This is a genomic window from Pseudomonas sp. MWU12-3103b, assembly GCF_023100615.1.
Classification (GTDB): Bacteria; Pseudomonadota; Gammaproteobacteria; order Pseudomonadales; family Pseudomonadaceae; genus Aquipseudomonas; species Aquipseudomonas putida_A.
In genome coordinates, this window is the sequence record NZ_JALMEY010000002.1 from 398,319 (window position 1) to 412,910 (window position 14,592).

11 protein-coding genes are annotated in these 14,592 nt (G+C 61.3%); 5 read left to right on the plus strand and 6 right to left on the minus strand.

The genetic code is table 11. The annotated features are described in order from the left end of the window. The first annotated feature begins 150 nt into the window (after positions 1 to 150). Positions 151 to 2,346 (plus strand): autotransporter outer membrane beta-barrel domain-containing protein, encoded by a 2,196-nt coding sequence (locus M0808_RS05560; RefSeq protein ID WP_247840232.1) that lies wholly within the window; start codon positions 151 to 153, stop codon positions 2,344 to 2,346. Positions 2,347 to 2,461: 115 nt separating this feature from the next. Here the strand turns inward: M0808_RS05560 and M0808_RS05565 are convergent, their stop codons facing one another. The 3 genes from M0808_RS05565 to M0808_RS05575 form a co-directional block, all read right to left on the minus strand. Next, on the minus strand, positions 2,462 to 3,955 hold the full coding sequence (locus M0808_RS05565) for a hypothetical protein (RefSeq protein ID WP_247840234.1): 1,494 nt from the start codon (positions 3,953 to 3,955) through the stop codon (positions 2,462 to 2,464). A gap of 223 nt (positions 3,956 to 4,178) precedes the next feature. Then, entirely contained in the window at positions 4,179 to 4,574 is a 396-nt protein-coding gene (locus M0808_RS05570) for a YbaN family protein (RefSeq protein WP_098967773.1), read from the minus strand. 10 nt (positions 4,575 to 4,584) lie between these two features. Further along, positions 4,585 to 5,172 (minus strand): YecA family protein, encoded by a 588-nt coding sequence (locus M0808_RS05575; RefSeq protein WP_115987067.1) that lies wholly within the window; start codon positions 5,170 to 5,172, stop codon positions 4,585 to 4,587. 395 nt (positions 5,173 to 5,567) lie between these two features. On the opposite strand from M0808_RS05575, the gene recQ reads away from it, so the two are divergent. From recQ to M0808_RS05590, 3 genes are all read left to right on the plus strand, one after another. Then, positions 5,568 to 7,697, plus strand: coding sequence for a DNA helicase RecQ (recQ, locus tag M0808_RS05580; RefSeq protein ID WP_247840236.1), 2,130 nt, complete (start codon positions 5,568 to 5,570; stop codon positions 7,695 to 7,697). 133 nt (positions 7,698 to 7,830) lie between these two features. Further along, entirely contained in the window at positions 7,831 to 8,265 is a 435-nt protein-coding gene (locus tag M0808_RS05585) for a MarR family transcriptional regulator (RefSeq protein ID WP_027613988.1), read from the plus strand. 128 nt (positions 8,266 to 8,393) lie between these two features. Then, the gene (locus tag M0808_RS05590) at positions 8,394 to 10,163 is read left to right on the plus strand and encodes a FimV/HubP family polar landmark protein (RefSeq protein WP_247840238.1); all 1,770 of its coding nucleotides are present in this window, start codon (positions 8,394 to 8,396) and stop codon (positions 10,161 to 10,163) included. A 142-nt stretch (positions 10,164 to 10,305) separates the two neighbouring features. Here the strand turns inward: M0808_RS05590 and M0808_RS05595 are convergent, their stop codons facing one another. Continuing rightward, positions 10,306 to 12,507, minus strand: coding sequence for a patatin-like phospholipase family protein (locus M0808_RS05595; protein ID WP_225137927.1), 2,202 nt, complete (start codon positions 12,505 to 12,507; stop codon positions 10,306 to 10,308). 71 nt (positions 12,508 to 12,578) lie between these two features. Here M0808_RS05595 and M0808_RS05600 point away from each other — a divergent pair, with 71 nt between their 5' ends. After that, a complete protein-coding gene (locus M0808_RS05600; protein ID WP_247840240.1) occupies positions 12,579 to 12,866 on the plus strand; it encodes a SelT/SelW/SelH family protein in 288 nt (95 codons plus the stop codon). Here the strand turns inward: M0808_RS05600 and M0808_RS05605 are convergent. Both M0808_RS05605 and M0808_RS05610 read right to left on the minus strand, forming a co-directional pair. Beyond that, positions 12,860 to 13,753 (minus strand): DMT family transporter, encoded by an 894-nt coding sequence (locus tag M0808_RS05605; protein WP_247840242.1) that lies wholly within the window; start codon positions 13,751 to 13,753, stop codon positions 12,860 to 12,862. The genes M0808_RS05600 and M0808_RS05605 overlap by 7 nt on opposite strands. A 74-nt stretch (positions 13,754 to 13,827) precedes the next feature. Next, positions 13,828 to 14,592, minus strand: coding sequence for an AraC family transcriptional regulator (locus tag M0808_RS05610; protein ID WP_247840244.1), 765 nt, complete (start codon positions 14,590 to 14,592; stop codon positions 13,828 to 13,830).

Sequence of the window (14,592 nt, forward strand, 5' to 3'; positions counted from 1 at the left end):
TGGTAATTCAGCGCAAGCATTTCCCTCGTAAAGTGGTAAGGAGGTCATATGGGTTGTCGTACATATCTGTTTTCATCAACGTGGTCAAGAACACATCTGGCATGGTTGTCCCTGGTGCCAGTTTTCTCTACCAGCCCTCTTGTTTTTGCCTTGACGTCGGTTGGAGCAGGGCAAACGCTGAATATCGATCAGAACACTGCGCAGGATAATTACATTGCCCGCGATGGCGGCGTATTGAACGCCAGTGGTGCGAGTACTTTTGAGGTATCGATCAACACGGGAGCGCAGTTCAATGCCTTGGGCGGGACTTATTCGGGCAGGCTTGGCAGCGCGGGCATTGCCGTCACCAACGCCGCCGCCAATGTGTCTGATGCCACAGTGACGGGCTCGCGCATGGGCATGTTCATCGGACGCAACAGTGGTACCACCACCGGTTCAACCGCTGTGATCAGCGGCAGTCGGATCACTGGCCAGACGGCGGGGATCGAAACCAGTGGCGGCAGTGATATTCAACTGACCGATACCCACCTGAGCGCCACTGGGGCAAACGGCGTGGGCCTGAGCGCCTTCGGTGCAGAGGTCCGGGCGGCGGGGGGCAGCATGACGGGGGGCATGAACGGAATCCGGTTGCGTCCGGATATCGCTGGGGTCGGCAATGGCGCCAATGTGTCGCTGGATAATGTCCTGGTGCAAGGGCTCAGCGGGGCAGCGATCCTCGCGAATTCCGGAGTCAATGCGCAGATACGGGTGCTGAACGGAACCCAACTGCTTGCCGGCAATAATGTGCTGCTTGACGTACAGGATGCCTCGACCGCGACCCTGTCCGTGGAGGGCAGTACGCTGGAAGGCAATATCAACATTGCCGGCAGCAGCACCGGCAACCTGACCTTCGATCAAGGGCAAATGACCGGCGATGTGCTGGTCGAAAACGGTTCGACCGCCAATGTCACCCTGCAGAACAACTCGCAACTGACCGGCCGTCTCGACAAGGTCAACGGCGTGACCGTCAACAGCGGTTCGAGCTGGACCCTCACAGGCGCTGACACTGTAGGAACACTCGCCATGAATGGCGGGACGGTGCGCTTTGGTGCGCAGGATGTGCCAGATACGTTCTACCAGTTGAACGTCGGCACGCTGGCCGGCTCGCCGGATGGTTCCAGTACGTTCGAAATGAAGGGCAATTTCGCCACCGGTCAGCACGACTTCCTCAATGTCACGGGCGTTGCCAGCGGACAATTCGGATTGCTGGTGGACGCTTCCGGTCTGGACGCGCTGAACCCGCAACAGTTGACCCTGGTGCACACCGCCGCGGGCGACGCGCAATTTGCCCTGAGAGGCGGGCATGTCGATCTGGGTACCTGGTCTTATAAACTTGATCGGCGAGAAGTGGGGGAGAGCGGTACGGAATGGTTTCTCGACCCGACCACCAAGACCATCAGCCCCGGGGCGAAATCGGTACTGGCGCTGCTCAACGCTCCAGTGACGCTGTTGTATGCCGAGGCGGCAACATTGCGCAGCCGCATGGGCGAGTTGCGTTTCAATGGGGGTGACACCGGCCTGTGGATGCGCACCTACGGCAACAAGTACAACATCAACGCCGCTTCCGGCGAGGGTTATCAGCAGACCCAGCAAGGGCTTTCTCTGGGGGCGGATACGCACCTGGGCGACAGTCTGTGGGTGGCCGGGATCATGGGCGGCTACAGCCATACCAACCTGGACGTCGCACAGGGGACTTCGGGTACGGTTGACAGCTACTATCTGGGCCCTTACGTGACCTGGATGGACAAGCAAAGCGGTTACTACTTTGATGCGCTGCTCAAGTTCAACCGCTTTCAGAACGATACGAAAGTCGGCATGAGCGATGGCACGCGGGCCAAGGGCAGTTATGACAACTCCGGCATAAGCGCTTCGGCGGAGTTCGGGCGCCAGATCACCCTGGGTAACGGCTACTACATCGAGCCGTACGGCAAACTGTCGACGGCGGTGATTCGGGGGCGCAACTTTGATCTGGACAATGGCATGGAGGCCGACGGCGATCGCAGCCGCTCGGTGCTGGGTGAAGCGGGAACCACTGTGGGCCGCAACTTCAACATGGGTAATGGCATGGTCGCCCAGCCTTATGTGCGTGTTGCGGTGCAGCACGAGTTCATCAATAACAACCGCGTGACGGTCAACGCTGATAATCAGTTCAACAACGACTTGTCTGGCACCCGTGGTGTGCTGGGAGCAGGCATTGCAGTGGCATTGACCAAGGACCTGCAGGTGTATGCCGGTTACGACCACAGCCATGGCAAGTACATCGAGAAGCCGTATGACTTGAATGTCGGAGCGCGCTGGACCTGGTAAGCCGCGTCATGATGTGAATATCTGAAAAACGCCTCGCACCTGCCGGGCGTTTTTTTGTGCCGGCCTGCCGGGCAACCCGCTGTCCTGGCCGGCGGGTTGACCTGACACCTGCGACTCAGGTGAATCGCAACACTTTGATTTCCTGATGCCCGGACTCATGCGTGCCCCGCGAGTGCGGCCCGTCACGGGAAACGCGGTAGAACAGATTCAGTGCACCGTTCTCCAGCACCCGCAGATGCTTTCCCGGCACGTACAAGGTCACGAGATGATTTTCCACGTCCTGCGGGCTGACGATGTGCCGAGCCTCATAAAAGTAGGGAATGCCATTGGCCTTGGTGCCCAGCCAGGCCATGTCGACGATATCGTCCGTGGTCATGCCCGGGTACTGAATGTTCACGGTGGCCGATGTGATATCGGCGCTCACCGTATTGCCCGCGGCTTCGCTTAAGACCGGCGCGGGGATCCGGCCTTCCACCCTGGCGAGTTCGTGCCTGGAGGGGAGCGCGGAGCCATCGTCCTTTTTGTAGCGCACATACGTTACGTCTACGTTTCCCATGGCAATCGCCCGGACCTGCGCATTCGGAATCTGAAACATGAGGATGCTGGGAAAGCTTTCCACCCTCTGGGATTGTCGGTTGGGCAACGGAGCACCGGTGGGTGGTGTGCCTACCCAGGTCATGGTGACGGTGTCACCCACCTCGAAATCGCTGGTGGAGGCGTGAACATGCACGTTGACATCGCGATTGTTCAATTTGTCGAGATCGATAATGCCGTTGACTGACTCCTGGATAATCGGCTCACCCAACTGCCGGATTCTGGACATGACTTTGACTGGGGTCCTCAGCGACCACTTCTCGGAGTGGTTGAATACCTCGTCATGGATCCCGTAATGCACCACCTGCGCGTCGCCGTCGCCACCGGCCACAATATCGTCCTTGTGTGCGGTGATCTCGATAGGTGCCGTGCCGGCTGCTTCATCGGCGCTGACGGTATGAGGTGGCAAGAAGGCATTGCCCCATTGCACCTGGATAACGTCGCGCACGGCGATGTTCGGGTAGCGAGGAATACCCATCGGCACACCCGCGGCTGCCGAAACCGCATCCACACCGTTAACGATGACGTCGGGCGGCAGCTGCACGATGTGCAATTTTGCATGTCCGGGCAAATGGGGTTCATCGTCTTTGCCGCCCGGCAGATCCAGCTTCACCAATATTCGCAAGGGCGTGGCGGGCTCGTCGGGGATGGTGCTGCCTGCGCGGGTCAGTACGTAGTAGACCTCGTCGACCCAGCCGGGAAGGATGTTCGTCACAGGCAGGAAGAAAAACACCGGTTGGTTGCTGTCGTCTTCGTCATCCTGCAGCACCCGGGTAAAGATCTTGTGGTCCTTGCCCCAATAGATATCGAGCGTGTCACCTTTGCGCATGGGTTCGGCGTAGGCATCGACGGCGCAGAACAAACCGTCGGGAAACTGGTAGTAGGTTTTGCAGTTGATACCGCCGTCCCCATCGACGATCGGCTCTATCATGGCAAAAATCCGCAAGGGACGCAGTTTCAGCCCCGGAACTTCAGTCTGCAAGCGTGGAAACAGGAAGGAGTGAAAGTGCGTCATGACGAAAAACCTCGGCGAAGGACAGGTGGCTCTGCGAGGAAGGCGTTGATTGATTGGGCCTGATATGGCGAGTATTGCCTACTGTCAGAAATAACAGGTAAGAGGTTTTTTCCGACGAGCGGTCAGTGGCAGGGCACTTGGATAACTGGCTCGAAACACACGAAACAGACAGCCTGAGGCGCTGTATCGGGAGTAAATGCAGATGTAGCGGGGGCGGCGGTATTCAGGACTTATCCAAAGTCTTTTGCCGAAGGATGTACACCGTCACCAACACCGCGCTGGTCAACATGAACCCCCGTGCCCACGGCAGCGGCACCAGGTAGCACGAGAACAGAATGCTCGCCCACATCAGCCCGATCGCGTAGACCTTGCCCTTGAGCGGAATGCCGTTGCCGTCGAGGTAGTCGCGGATCCATGGCCCGAGCTTCGGGTGCTCGACCAGCCATTGATAGAAACGCGGAGAGCTGCGCGCGAAGCAGGCTGCGGCGAGCAGCAGGAAAGGGGTGGTGGGCAGAACCGGCAGGAAAATCCCGATCACCCCCAATGCCACGCTGAGCCAGCCGACGGCCAGCAGGAAGTAGCGCAACATCAGGGAGCGGTTGCCTATGGGGTTGTCCATAGGCCGGATCTTAGTGGTGACGTGGCTTGAGGATCGCCGGTTTTTCGTCTGGCGCCTGGCACAGCAGGTACAGCGCGGTCAGGGCTTCCGGGATCTGCACGATCATGTCATCCATCAGGTTGGCGTCCTTGGCGATGTCTTCGAACTCTGGCTGCTCGTCGAACAAGCCCGAACCGACCATGATCGGCAGGAGCATTTCGCTGACTTCTTCTTCAGCGGTTTCGAACCAGGCCGCTTCACGCAGGAATACGCCTTCCATGAAGCCGATGCACCAGCCGCGCAGTTCGGAGTCGTCCGGCTCGTCGCCCAGGTCCAGTTCGCACGGCAACTCGAATTCTTCGTCGGACGCCAGTTGACGGGCGATGTGTGCCTTGAGACCAATCAGCGTGGCTTCGATTTCTTCACGCTGGGCTTCGCTGCTGTAATGCGGCTCTTCGGCGAACAGGGCGTCGATCCACTCACGCTCCGGTACGTCTTCTGCACAGATTGACAGGGCGGTCAGGTAACCGTGGGCGGCCACGTAATCCAGCGCCTCTTCGTGCAGCTCGTCGGCGTCGAGAAAGACTTGCAGGCGGGTTAGTTGCTCAGCGAAGGACATTACGGGGCTACCTTGGGGGAATAAACAATGCGGGAATTCTAGGCCTTCTTGAGCGCTCAAGCCAGCCGCACGGCAGATTTGCCGCAATTACAGGCAACACGAATATCCCTGTGGGAGCGGGCTTGCTCGCGAATACGGTGTATCAGACACTTTTGCATCGACTGGCACGCCGCCTTCGCGAGCAAGCCCGCTCCCACAGGGTTTTCGTGTTGGCGGCTAGCGGAGTCTTATCAGCGGCACCCTGTGCCGGGGAACGCTCGGGTATACTGCCGCGTTTTGCGCTCCCTGCTCGTATTGCGGTGGTCTGGCAATGCGCTCTTACGTTTTGTTTAAGCAGCTGTGGCTGTCCTGAACCAGCCTGTGCAGGGATGTTTCGGTAGATTTTTGGAGTTTTTATGCTCGAACAGGCTCAACGCGTCCTCAAGGACATCTTCGGCTACGACAGTTTCCGTGGCCGTCAGGGTGCAATCATTGAGCGCGTGGCCAGCGGCGGTGATGCGCTGGTGCTGATGCCTACCGGTGGCGGCAAGTCCTTGTGCTTCCAGGTCCCGGCGTTGCTGCGCGAAGGCCTGGCGGTGGTGGTGTCGCCGTTGATCGCCTTGATGGACGATCAGGTTGCCACCCTCGAAGAGCTCGGCGTGGCTGCGGCGGCGCTGAACTCCACGTTGAGCGCCGAGCAGCAGCGTGACCTCGCCGCACGAATCAAACGTGGCGAAGTGAAAATGCTTTATCTGGCGCCGGAGCGTCTGGTGCAGCCGCGCATGCTGGCCTTCCTGCAAAGCCTCGAGATCGCCTTGTTCGCCATCGACGAAGCGCACTGCGTGTCGCAATGGGGTCATGACTTCCGTCGTGAATACCTGCAACTGGGGCAGTTGGCGGAGTTATTCCCGAATGTCCCGCGTATCGCCCTGACGGCCACGGCTGACAAGCGCACCCGCGAAGAAATCGTCGAGCGCCTGCACCTGCAGAACGCCGAGCGCTTCCTGTCGAGCTTCGACCGGCCGAACATTTTCTACCGCATCGTGCCCAAGGAGCAGCCGCGCAAGCAGTTGCTCGCGTTCCTTGCCGAGCGGCGCAGCGATGCCGGCATCGTCTACTGCCTGTCGCGCAAGAAGGTCGAGGAAGTCGCCGCGTTCCTCAGCGAGCAGGGCTTCCCGGCGCTGCCGTATCACGCCGGTCTGCCCAATGATCTGCGCGCCTACCACCAGAAACGCTTCCTCAACGAGGAAGGCCTGATCATGGTCGCCACCGTGGCGTTCGGCATGGGCATCGACAAGCCCAACGTGCGTTTCGTCGCGCACCTCGATCTGCCGAAATCCCTGGAAGCCTATTACCAGGAAACCGGGCGCGGCGGCCGTGATGGCCTGCCGGCGGATGCGTGGATGGCGTACGGTCTGCAAGACGTGGTGATGCTCAAGCAGATGCTGCAGAACTCCGAGGGCGACGAGCGCCACAAGCGTCTGGAGCAGCACAAACTCGATGCGATGCTCTCGCTCTGCGAAGAAACCCGCTGCCGCCGGCAGACGCTGTTGGCGTATTTCGACGAAGACATGCCCGAGCCGTGCGGCCACTGCGACAACTGCGTCGACGGCGTGCAGACCTGGGACGCCACCGAGCCGGCGCGCCAGGCACTGTCGGCGATCTATCGCACCGGCCAGCGCTATGGCGTCGGCCATCTGGTGGACGTGTTGCTGGGCAAGGACAACGAGAAGGTCCGCAGCTTTGGCCATCAGCACCTGTCGGTGTACGGCGTCGGCAAGGCGCTGAGCGAGAGCGAATGGCGCTCGTTGTTCCGGCAACTGGTGGCGCGTGGTCTGGCCGACGTCGATCATGAAGGCTACGGTGGCCTGCGCCTGAGCGATACCTGCCGGCCATTGCTCAAGGGCGAAGTGAGCCTGGAGCTGCGCCGCGACCTCAAGCCGCAAGTCACCGCCAAGACCGCCAGCAAGAGTCCGGCCAGTCAACTGGTGCGTGGCGAAGAGCGCGAACAGTGGGAAGCCTTGCGTGCACTGCGCCGCAAACTCGCCGAAGAGCATGGCGTGCCACCGTACGTCATCTTCCCCGATTCGACCCTGCTGGAAATGCTCCGCAGCCAGCCGACCTCGCTGGCCGACATGGCGCGGGTCAGCGGTGTTGGTGCGCGCAAGCTGGAACGTTACGGCGAAGCCTTCCTCGAAGTGCTCGGCGGCGAGGCCGAGGCGCCGAAAGTGGTGGCCGATGTGCGTCACGAACTGATCACCCTGGCCCGCGCCGGTATGACCCCGATGCAGATCGCCGGGCAGTTGCAGTGCTCGGAAAAGAACGTCTACACGATGCTCGCCGAGGCCATCGGCAAGCAACAGTTGTCGCTGGAGCAGGCGCTCGATTTGCCTGAAGAACTGATGGGCGAAGTGCAGGACGCGTTCCTCGACGGCGAGGGCGAGTTGCCGTCGGTCGCCGAAGTGGCCGAACTGTTCGCCGGTCGCGTTCCGGAGGGTGTTCTTTACTGCGTAAGGGCTGCGCTGCAATCTGAATTCGAAATGTAAGACGGCGATTGCGCCAACCGTCAGGCAGTTGTAACGATTCAGTACAGGTCGGCTCTTGCCTATAGCCAAATGTCATGCTTAGCTGACTAATAATTAGTTTTTCTCTATTTGTCAGTCTACTCATGAGTGTTTTATGCCGTTAACCGATCAACACCGCTTTGGCATGCAATTGGCCCAGATGTCTCGTGGCTGGCGTGCCGAACTGGATCGCCGGCTGGCCGGTCTGGGCTTGTCCCAGGCGCGCTGGCTGGTGCTGCTGCATCTGGCGCGTTTTGAAGATGCGCCGACCCAACGCGAGCTGGCGCAAAGCGTCGGTGTCGAAGGGCCGACCCTCGCGCGCTTGCTCGACAGCCTGGAAAGCCAGGGCCTGGTGCAACGTCAGTCGGTGATGGAAGACCGCCGGGCGAAAAAAATCGTGCTCTGCGCTCCGGCGCTGCCGCTGATCGAACAAATCGAAACCATCGCTACACAGTTGCGTCACGAATTGTTCGAAGGCGTCGACGAGGCGGATCTTAAGGTGTGCATGCGCGTTCACGGGCACATTCTGGGCAACCTGGAAAAATCTTGAGGCATAAACCGCGCGCCGGTTTTTTGAGGGATCGCGCAGAGCAGACTATAAGAACTACTGGGCAATATCGTGTTCGTACCGGATGTGCGAACGCATAGAAACCGGTTTTGCTTATTTAAGGGATGCTCATGCTCGCAAGTCGGCACGTTGTACTGCGCGGTGGCGCCAGATGGCTGCTGGTCGCTGGTGTATTCAGCTATTCGACCTGGTCGATGGCGCTGGGGTTGGGGGACATTACCGTCCATTCGGCCCTCAATCAGCCGCTCAAGGCCGACATCGCCCTGGTGGATGCCGCGGGCCTCAGTGCCAGCGACCTCTCGGCCAGCCTGGCCACCGCGGATGAATTCGCCCGGGCCGGGGTCGAGCGGGTGTTCTTCCTCAATGACCTCAAGTTCACCCCGATCCTGCATGGCAATCGCCAGATGATCCGGGTGACCTCGCGCAAACCGGTCAATGAACCCTTTCTGAATTTTCTGGTGCAGCTCAATCAGCCCAATGGCCGCCTGCTGCGCGAGTACACGCTGCTGATCGATCCACCCGGATCGCCGAGTATCGTGCCGGCCACCGACGAGCCCGATCCACGTCCGCAATCTTCTGAATTTCCCACCGTCGAACCCGCCACGGCGGCGCCTCAGGCTGCTCAGGGCAAACGCGACGCCGCCCCTTCAGCGCCACCCGCTCCAGCGGCGGCGCCAGCCAACGATGCCGTGGCCGAGCAATTGGCGGCCAGCGCGTTACTCAATCAGCAGCTGCAAAAGACCGTCGAGGAACTCAACACAAAACTGCAGGCGCAGGATATCCAGCTAGCCGACGGCAAAAAGCAGATCAGTGATCTGCAAACGCGTTTGAGCGAACTGCAACAGCCGCCGGCACCGGCCCTCACGCCGCCAACTCCCGCGCCAGTCACCACTGCGCCTGAAGCTACCGACGATGGTCTCAACTGGCCGCTGCTCGGTGGCTTGCTGATGCTGCTGGGATTATTGGGTGCCGGGCTGTTCGTACGACGTCGGCGGCAACTGGTGGAGGGCGCGGCGCCACTGGCAGCTCTGCCGGCAGATCGGCAAACAGATCCTGAAGACCCGCCAACCACTCAATCGGCGAGCATCCGCGCAGCCACCGAACACCGTGAAGAACCGGCGGCCGGCGATGTGCTGGAGGCGGTGGGGATCTATCTGGCTTATGGTCGTTTGAGTGAGGCGGTCGGGTTGTTGCGCAATGCCATGGACAAGGAGCCCGAGCGCACCGAATTGGGTGTGCAATTGCTCGAAGTGCTGGGGCGGCAGGGCGACAGCGCTGCTTATGAACAACAGGAACATCGCCTGCGTGATGCCGGGGTGGATCCTCAGCAACTGGCCGCGATCCGTGAACGGCATCCAAAATTGACCGGCGCTGCGCCGATAACCCCGGCAGTGGCGACGGCCGCTGCCGCAGCGGTGGCGCCTGTACCACCGCCGCCCGAGGATGATTTCGAATTGAATCTGGGTGAGCTGTCGATGGCGTCCAGTTGGGATCTTGAGGGCAGTCGCTCTGCACCTGAGCAGCCCGTAGAACGATCTGCATCGAACTCCGGCCTGGAAATCCTGCCAGCGGACTTCGAGTTACCCGAAACCGGGGCCAGCGAAGAGGCGGAGCTGGAGTGGATCCCCGAACCGGACGCGCAGCCGCTGGACGATGACTTTCTCAATGCGTTCGACGATCCTCCGTCCACTCTGGCGCTGGAGCCGCTGAGCTTGCAGGAGCCGGAACCTGCTGTCGGGTCAGTGAAGCTCGAACAGGCGCAGACCTGCATTGATGACGGGGATATCGACAGCGCGATTGCCTTGCTCAACGAATTGCTCAAGGAAGGGGATGAACCCCTCAAGCAAACGGCGCGGACGTTATTGGCGGGGATTCGCTGAAGGTTGAGTCAGCGGAATTGTTCGCTGACTGAACTATCGCCTTCGCGAGCAAGCCCGCTCCCACAATGGAACGCATTCCAACTGTGGGAGCGAGCTTGCTCGCGAAGGCGTCAGGGCCGACAACATCAATCCACCTGAATGTTCAGAACGTCTGCCCCAGATTCAGATAAACCGCCTGCTCGTTCGCATCATTCAAGCCATACGTGAAATTCAACGGCCCCAACGGCGTATCGAAGCCGATAAACACGCTGGCGGCATTGATGTAGCCGCTGTCGAATTCATTGTCGTTGTTCCACGCCCGCCCACGCTCCAGCGAAGCCCCGGCATACAGCGGGAAATCGAGCGGCAAATAAGAGCGTGGCGTCAACCGGCGGTAGTACACGGCGCGCATCAGGCTGACGTTTTGCCCGGAAATCGAATCCTCGCGAAAGCCCGATAACTGTCGCGCACCGCCGAGCAGGAAGCTCGACGTCACCACGTTGGCGTCGTCCAGCGTTCGGCCATAACGGCCGCCGAGAATCAGCGTATCCGGGCCATGGCTCATGGCTTTATCGAGCTTGAATTCCCACTGCCGGTAGCGCGTGTCCGAGCCGAGGCCCGGTTCGAATTGCATCAGGGTCAGGCTGACGTCCTTGCCCTCGTGGGGGAAGTAGACATTGTCCAGCGAGTCGAACGAGTACTTCAGCGAGTAGAACCCTTCAGTGAAGTTTTCTCTCGGCAAGTCCTGATCGCCGATGCGCACATCCGCTTTGCCCCAGGCCTCGCCGACCCCGAAGCGGATTTCACCGTTGTTGCCGATCTGCCGGCCGAAATTGAGGCCGAAACCGTAGCGTTCGACGCGGTATTGGGCGATCGGGTCGTTGTCGAGCACAGCATCGACGTTCTGCGCTTCAAACGCAGCATACGGGGCGACGAAGTAGCGCGAGCCGACGTCCAGCGGCTGATAGAACTCGGTGTAGAGCTCCTGTTTGTCGCCGATCTGCGCCCGGGTCAGCCATTCCGCGCCGAGGCGGTTGATGCCGTTGATGCGGTAGCTGGCGCCGAGGTTGAAGGCGCTGTCACCGCGCATGTCGTCTGACAGGTTCAGGCCGACCCGCAGGTAATCGGTGCCGCTGCGTTTGCCCCGGGCGCTGATCACTAGCGTGTGATCCTGGCCCTTGTGCACTACGCGGTACTGCACCTGTTCGAAGTAATCGAGGCCGTACAGCGTGCCCATGTCCGAGTGCAGTCGGCCCAGGTCCAGCGGCTCGCCGATCGGCTGACGGATGTAATAGCGAATCACCTCATCGCCGACTTTCGAATCGTTCTCGACCCTGATCGCGGTGATGATGGGCGTGCGCTGCCCCGGGGCGCGGGCCGCATTGAGTTCGGCGTCTTGTGATTCGTGAGGTTTGAGCTGAGCGAGGCGGGCGTCGAGAATCCGCGTGGCGCGGTAACCGGCGTCAATCATTTCCTGGGCCTTGCCGAAATCGGTGACGCCGAATGCCGCCAGCGCCGGCTGGATCAGCACGTCGGTGGGTTTGAGGGCGGCCAGTTGCTCTTCGGAGTTACGCCGGGTCATCAGGGTGATCGACTGGTTTAGCACATCAACCACGGTCGTCAGTTGTTTGCGGTTGCGCAGTGGCGTACCGATGTCGACCACGATTGCCACGTCGACGCCCATCTCCCGAGCGACGTCGAGCGGGATGTTGTCAGTCATGCCACCGTCCACCAGCAGCCGTCCGTCCAGTTCGACCGGGGCAAACACCGCCGGAATCGACATGCTGGCGCGGATCACCTGCGGCAGGTGGCCTTTGCGGAACACCACTTTTTCGCCATTGGCGATGTCGGTGGCCACGGCGCGGAAGGGAATCGGCAGTTTGTCGAAGTCGCGGGTGTCACTGGTGTGCGCCAGCAGGCTTTCCAGCATCAGCGCCAGGTTCTGGCCCTGAATCACCCCCAGCGGCAGGCCGAGGCTGCCATCATCGCGAAAACTCAGTTGCTGTTTCACCAGAAAATCGCGGTCGTCCTGCTTGCGGCGAAACGGCACGTCTTCGCGTGGCGGCGCGTCGGACAGCGCCTGCTGCCAATCGATGTTCAGCGCGAGTTTTTCCAGTTCATCGATCTTGTAGCCCGAGGCATACAGGCCACCGACCACCGCGCCCATGCTGGTACCGGCAATCGCATCGATCTTGATCCCTTGCTCCTCAAGCGCCTTGAGCACGCCGATGTGCGCCAGGCCACGGGCGGCGCCACCGGACAGCACCAGGCCGACTTTCGGGCGGGGCGCTTCGGCGGCATGCACGGTGACATTAGCAAAGAGGGGCAGGAAGCCAAGCAGCAGGCAGAACAGCAAACGGCGCATGGTGAGTCTCGGGGCAAGCGATAAAGCCGGCTATTATAGCGGCGCCCTCTGTCTCAGGAGTTTCAGCGCACATGAGCGTGAAAAAAGCGGAAGTCGTCATCACCTATTGCACCCAATGCCAGTGGCTGCTGCGCGCCGCGTGGCTGGCGCAGGAGCTGCTCAGCACCTTCGGCGACGACCTCGGCAAGGTGTCGCTGGTGCCGGGCACCGGCGGGGTGTTTCATATCAGCTGCGACGACGTGCAGATCTGGGAGCGCAAAGCCGACGGCGGCTTTCCCGAGGCCAAGGTGCTCAAGCAGCGGGTGCGCGATCAGATCGACCCTGCGCGCGACCTCGGCCACAACGACCGCACTCAGTGAGACGCGGCTTCGGCGGCGACGGTTTTCTTGTCGGCGCTGCCTGACATCCGCGCCGAGACCACGATGGCGATAATGATCAGCGCGCCACCGATCAGCATGCGCACGGTCGGGTTTTCATCGAACAGCAGCCAGGCGATGGTGATGCCGTAGACCGGCTCCATGGCGAACACCACGGCGGCGGTGCGCGCCTTGATCACCGCGAGGCTGGCGACGAACAGGCTGTGGGCGACGCCGGTGCAAAACACCCCGAGCAGGCCGATCCACAGCCAGTCCAGCGCGCGCACTTCGCTCAGTTGCGGCGCAGCCACCGGCAGCAGACACAGCGCCACCACCACGTTCTGGCACAGCGCGGCCTGCACCGCCGGGATGCATCCGGAGCTGGCGCGGTTGGTCAGCGACAGCAGGGCGAACAGCAAGCCCGACAGCACCGCCCAGAGCAACCCGGTGGTGGCGCCGCTGGCCAGATCGAACGCCGGGGTCACCAGCACCAGACCGACGCTGACCAGCACTACCAACACGATTTCATTGGCGCGGATGCGTTCGCGGAAAATCAGCCCTTCGAGAATCACGGTGAACGCCGGGAAGCTGGCAAAACCCAAGGTCGCGATGGCGACGCCAGCGACCTTCACCGCGATGAAAAAACTCACCCAGTGCCCGGCCAGCAACATGCCGCTGAGCGCCAGGCGCCGCCAGTCGACCGCCTGCAGTGTCCGCCAGCCGTGCTGACTGGCGAAGCGGGCGAAAAAGGCCAGGGCGAGCACGGCAAACGCCGCACGCCCGAAGACGATCACCGCCGGCGAGGCGGCCGCGAGTTTGCCGAACACACCGGTCAGGCCGAACATCAGAGCGCCAATGTGCAGGGCGCCGAGGGCGGTACGCGGAGTCATTGCAATCCTTAATCCGAACACAGTTTCAATGTTGCCCATTGAAACGTGTTGCGGCGCAGAAGTCTGTCGGCGAACTAGCGTTTTTTGTCGCAGGAGTCGCGGCGCAACTGCCCCGGTGACGCGCCGAACTCGCGCAGCACCGCCGCCGCGAACGCGCTCTGCGAGCTGTAACCGACCCGACTGGCGATCTCGCCGATCGGCAGTGCCGTGTCGCGCAGCAGGCAGACTGCCTTGTGCAGGCGCCGGCTGCGAATGTAGTCCATCGGCGTCTGCCCGCATTCCGCCATGAACCGCGCGTGCAGGCGGGCGCTGGACAAGCCGGCGATCTGCGCCAGATCGGCCACTTGCAGCGGGTAGGCGGCGTATTGTTCGATGTGCGCATCCAGCGCCGCGTAGGGCAGGCGCCGCGCCGAATGTTCGGCAGGTCTGGCGTGATTCAGGCTGGCCAGCAGCAACACCGCGCCTTGCTGCGCGATCAGCGGATCCGTGACCGGGCTGTTCGCCAGCCAGTTGACCAATTGGCTTTGCCCGGCATCAAGCGACAATCGCGCAGGCTGGTCGAGCAAGCGCTGACTGGCGTCGGCGTGCTCGCCCAGCGAATCGTTCAGCCATTGCCCGTCGGGTACGTCCAGCACCAGACAACGGCTGCCATTGGGGCTGCCGCAGGCGTGATGCGCGCCGCCGGGGACGACCACGAAACTCTGCTGGCGCACCTGGCTGCCCTGACCCTCGACTTCGAAATCCAGCGCGCCGGACAGCCCGAACACCAGTTGCGCGTGGTCGTGGCTGTGGACGATCAGGTCGTGGGTGTATTGGCGCAGAGTGAGGATCGGGCGCAT